Below are 4269 nucleotides of genomic sequence, written 5' to 3' on the forward strand. Positions count from 1 at the left end.
TCCGCACATGTACGGATGAATGTGGGAGGTGTTCGGATGAAGTTGATAATCAAGGGTTGTTTGATAAATGGTTCCGATAGTCCATAAAAGATGGTTCATAATAGATTTAGATGAAAAACCTTCGGATTTGTAAGGCGGGGTCGCTGAGACGGTACCGCCTAGTTTTATCAGCGTGCGCCTAACGATCGAGATCACATTCTCCCTCGCGCGCGAAGAAGTCTTGCCCTGCGAAGACTATGATCGGTTGGACAGGCCCGGCGTATATCGCGTACTTCCGTAGTTTTTCTTCGGAATATCCGTATTAAAAATACGGGCAAAGTGACCAATTTGCTAAGCTACTTTATCCTGTGTTTCAAATAGACTCAGAAAGCAGAGGAGCCGTGCCATGCTCAAGAAGTTTTCGGTTTCAAATTTCAAGTGCTTCAATAAGCGAATTACATTTGATCTATCCGATCCCGCCAACTATTCATTCAATCAACAGGTAATTCAGGATGGCATTAAGGCAAAGGGCATCATATATGGTGCGAATGGCAGTGGAAAGTCCAATTTCGCCCTCGCGATATTCGACATTGTTCTGCATCTGACCGACAAGGAAAAGCTGCTCAAAAAATACTCGCCATACCGGTGCCTTAATTCAAAGAGTTCAATTACAGAGTTTCAATACGATTTTGTCTTCGACAATATCGAGGTCGTATACCGCTACGGGAAAACCGACCCACAGACGCTTGTATACGAGAGTCTGTACATTGCTGGCGTGGAGGTCTTGAGCTACAGGTTCGACGCTCAAACGGGCCATGTTGACCTGCCGGGCGCCGAGTCCCTCTCGCTTTCTACCGATCTCCCCACTGAGTCCGACAGGCTGTCGCGTGTCAAATATGTCAAGAGCAATGCAATACTGCGAGATGAGCCGTCTGCCAGGGCGTTTAGAGCCTTCACCTCCTTTGTCGACAACATGCTCATGTTCTACTCGCTCGATGAGCGTGGATATCAGGGGCTTTCGGTTGGCTCGGATATCTTTACCCAGGGCATTATTCGCGAAGGAAAGATGGAGGACTTCCAAGAATTCTTGCGCCAGCAGGGAATCTCCCTGAACCTCGTATCCGTGGACGTGAATGGAGTTCCCGAGCTTTATTGCAGGTTCGAGGGCGGTACCGTTCCGTTTGCGTCGGTCGCCTCGACAGGCACCATGTCACTTGCTCTGTACTACTACTGGTATATCAAGATGAGCAAGGCTTCCTTGGTCTTTATCGATGAATTCGATGCCTTTTATCACTTTGAATTGTCCCGGTCGATCGTGGAGATGCTACGGGACCTTGAGGGTGTCCAGGTTTTCATTACGACGCACAACACGGACCTTTTGACGAACGACCTCATGCGTCCCGATGTCTATTTCATTCTCAAGGAGGGGGAGATTCGCTCGCTGGAAAAGCTAACACCCAAGGAGCTCAGATTGGCGCATAACCTCCAGAAGATGTTTAAGGCCGGTGCTTTCGATGGCTAGCCCGGTCACGCTCTTCATCGTTGAAGGAGAGTCGCGTGACCTGCGCTTTGCGGAGAAGATGAAGGATCTTTTTCTGAAAGGGAGAGATGATCTGAGGGTGATCTGTCTGCCAGCGGCGCAGAACATCTACATGCTTTACGAGCGGCTTGCAGAGGAGGACTTCGATCTGGATGTTGTGGAGGTACTGAGAGAAACGGTGCCTTCTGCTGCAAAATGTCTAGAGGGCGTGGAGAGGGATTCTGTTGATGAGGTCTTTCTCTTCTTTGACTACGACTCTCATCAGAACAATGCGCCTGGATGCGAGTCCGATGCCCTTGTGGAGGCGATGCTCCTCGCATTCGATAACGAGCACGAGAGCGGAAAGCTCTATATAAGCTACCCGATGGTCGAGGCACTGTACGATTATCGCGCAGGGCAGTGCCAGGCGCATTCAGGCTGTTTTGTTGACAACTCGGAAATCGCTCAATATAAAAATAAGTCGGGAGAGGGAAACGTTAACGTGGGGAAGCACATGGAGCTTCCCCAATGGAAAGATGCAATCGCTGCCTTCGTATTGAGATGCAAGTGCCTGCTCGGTCTCGATGAGGTTTCATTTGAGACGTATCGAGAGCTGGTTACGGTCGATGCGATCTTCCGCGAGGAGAAAAGGATGCGGATCGAGGACGGTTCGGTGTTTGTGCTATCGGCTTTTCCAGAGTTTCTGCTCGACTATTTCGGTGATAAGTTCTTTAATTCCATGGCTCCGATGCGCCACCTTAAGTTCGATGATTGCCCCCGAGGAAATGGATGAGACGCAATTAATCTCGCGGGTACAGGTTCTCCTGTCTAAATTGTGAACTCGGCATAAGAGATGTTGTTGGCCATGCCCCGGACAGCATCCAGTCGATGATGTTCTCTTGCCTGATGCCGCCGCGACCTCCCACGTCAACGCGGTCGAGCGTGAGCGGGGTCTTCGGATAGTTGTTCCGAATCGCCTGCAGCGGCGCGAGCTCGGGAAAGTACCTCACTATCAGCTTCCCCCACTCCGACTTCGGGTTCACGCAGGTGATGTGGAACCCGTTAAGCCCAGCTTGGACAAGCTGTTAGGAGACTGGCATTTCGCCTGCGTCGATCTCGAGAGGATCGGCGACAAGGTTGCGAACAAGGACTGGAAAGGTCATTATGAGGGGTAAATAAGATGACAGACAACACGTATTCGGGAACTCTAAAATTCAAAGATGTTGATTTTGTCTTTGTGTTCGATGGCTCTGAGCTTGTTCTCATCCCGCCCAAAGAACGCAAGAATGACATTATGTGGGGTTGGCTAAAAAAAGAAATTTGCCCCGGTGTGTATACATCCGGCGACCCTTTGACTGTTGATGTGCCTTATCTTGACGGCTTCTGCAACGAGACAAGCAAGCGATTGATCTTTTTGACCAGGGAGGAATCGACTGTCGGAAGTCGAAATTCGACTCTGTATATCAACGTTGCTGGGTATCTGGAATGTAGCCCGAATACCAATGGTTTTTGCAGGATGACTCTATCCGGCAGGGCCTTGAATTACATTCATCCGGTTAATAGGGCATTCTCGCAGGTATTTGATTCTGACGACCTTACAGAAAAGGGAATCATCTCAATCAGGACAAATGGATTCGACAGAACTTCGACCGTGAAGAGAGCATTTCGCTTTGAGGGCAGAGATATCGCGGCGTATTTCTCAGTTGGGTGGACATGCAGTATGAAAATTAGTACTCCACCCATCACCCTTAATTCCAGCATGATTTTCGAGTTTGATGAAACGGACGATTACTGGTTTTTCTATCGCCTGTGGCATGCAGCAGAAGACTTCCTCAAATATCTGACATTCAGCAAAAACACACTAATTGAGGATTGCAGCCTGCAGGCTATGTACGACGACTCGCATTACCCCAGCACAGCTGAATTCAAGCTAGCGAGATCCTCAGAGCCATTTGATACCAAGCCTCTTGAAAAAGGTCGATATATTCAGCTGTCTTTGCTGGACCCGTATGAGATTAAAATGTTTGGAGCGATTGCAGACGGAGAAATCTACCTAAGGCATATTCCTGAAACATACGAAAAGGGACATACGCTCGATGCATCGGACTTCGTGCTGACTTCCGCAGCATTTGAATGGGAATTTGACCAAGCGTATCCAAGCGGAGTTGTCAAATCAGAAGCTCGAGTGGCTGCTGAGCAACGAGCATCAGCTCAGATGGATGAATGCATTAACCAAAGCTCCGGAAAAGCTAAAAAGATATTGAAATATGCAAAGAAGAGCATCGGCTTTAGCAATCTGGAATCGAAGATAGTACAGGCTGGTCGAGATTTTCATGAAATGATTGGGGTATTTGGGGAAGGTCTATACAAAAGGAATGATGAGGAATTTTCCTACGAAGTCATTGGAAGCAGGCTGGCTGAGCAAAGAAATGACTTTGCCCATGGAAACATTGACAAGGATTTCAAAGGCGCTGCCATTCTTGATTTGCTGCTTCTACGCTATCTTGTCTATGCAATGCAGCTGAAGCGCATCGGTGTCTCAGCTGCAAATACTCGCAGAGCGATAAATGAGCTATTTGGCTTAATGTATTACCTCCCTGCAGAAGACGGTGACACAGAGACGGTGGCCAAGAACACTAAGATAAATGAGCCGAACAACGAAACCGAAGGCAATGCAGACGAAATCGTAGAGGCGGAATAGAATGGTTCCCGACTGCTGACGCTCCTATTTGGCAAGGTGTTTTTTAGAATCCATTTTGCGCTCGGCCTCG

The 4269-nt window shown here is 48.5% G+C and carries 5 protein-coding genes; 3 read left to right on the forward strand and 2 right to left on the reverse strand.

What is annotated here, in order from left to right; genetic code table 11:
* Nucleotides 1–195: hypothetical protein (locus tag KSY82_RS10055; protein ID WP_217751102.1), on the reverse strand; the 195-nt coding region annotated here is incomplete at its 3' end.
* A gap of 190 nt (nt 196–385) precedes the next feature.
* Here KSY82_RS10055 and KSY82_RS10060 point away from each other — a divergent pair.
* Both KSY82_RS10060 and KSY82_RS10065 read left to right on the forward strand, forming a co-directional pair.
* A complete protein-coding gene (locus tag KSY82_RS10060) occupies nt 386–1501 on the forward strand; it encodes an AAA family ATPase (RefSeq protein WP_118267980.1) in 1116 nt (371 codons plus the stop codon).
* The gene (locus tag KSY82_RS10065) at nt 1494–2291 is read left to right on the forward strand and encodes a hypothetical protein (protein ID WP_117743949.1); all 798 of its coding nucleotides are present in this window, start codon (nt 1494–1496) and stop codon (nt 2289–2291) included. The genes KSY82_RS10060 and KSY82_RS10065 overlap by 8 nt, the downstream gene beginning before the upstream one ends.
* A gap of 7 nt (nt 2292–2298) precedes the next feature.
* Here the strand turns inward: KSY82_RS10065 and KSY82_RS10070 are convergent, their stop codons facing one another.
* Nucleotides 2299–2508 carry a hypothetical protein gene (locus KSY82_RS10070; protein ID WP_147357156.1) on the reverse strand — a complete coding sequence of 70 codons (210 nt, stop codon included), beginning with the start codon at nt 2506–2508 and terminating at the stop codon, nt 2299–2301.
* A gap of 170 nt (nt 2509–2678) precedes the next feature.
* On the opposite strand from KSY82_RS10070, the gene KSY82_RS10075 reads away from it, so the two are divergent.
* Entirely contained in the window at nt 2679–4199 is a 1521-nt protein-coding gene (locus tag KSY82_RS10075) for a hypothetical protein (protein ID WP_217751103.1), read from the forward strand.
* Nucleotides 4200–4269: the final 70 nt, after the last annotated feature.

The sequence above is a fragment of the Collinsella aerofaciens genome (assembly GCF_019131995.1).
GTDB classification, from domain to species: Bacteria; Actinomycetota; Coriobacteriia; order Coriobacteriales; family Coriobacteriaceae; genus Collinsella; species Collinsella aerofaciens_S.

Excerpts from the sequence above, each read along its gene's own strand:
- KSY82_RS10060 (WP_118267980.1), top strand. The coding sequence starts at position 386 with ATGCTCAAGAAGTTTTCGGTTTCAAATTTCAAGTGCTTCAATAAGCGA.
- KSY82_RS10065 (WP_117743949.1), top strand. The coding sequence starts at position 1,494 with ATGGCTAGCCCGGTCACGCTCTTCATCGTTGAAGGAGAGTCGCGTGAC.
- KSY82_RS10075 (WP_217751103.1), top strand. The coding sequence starts at position 2,679 with ATGACAGACAACACGTATTCGGGAACTCTAAAATTCAAAGATGTTGAT.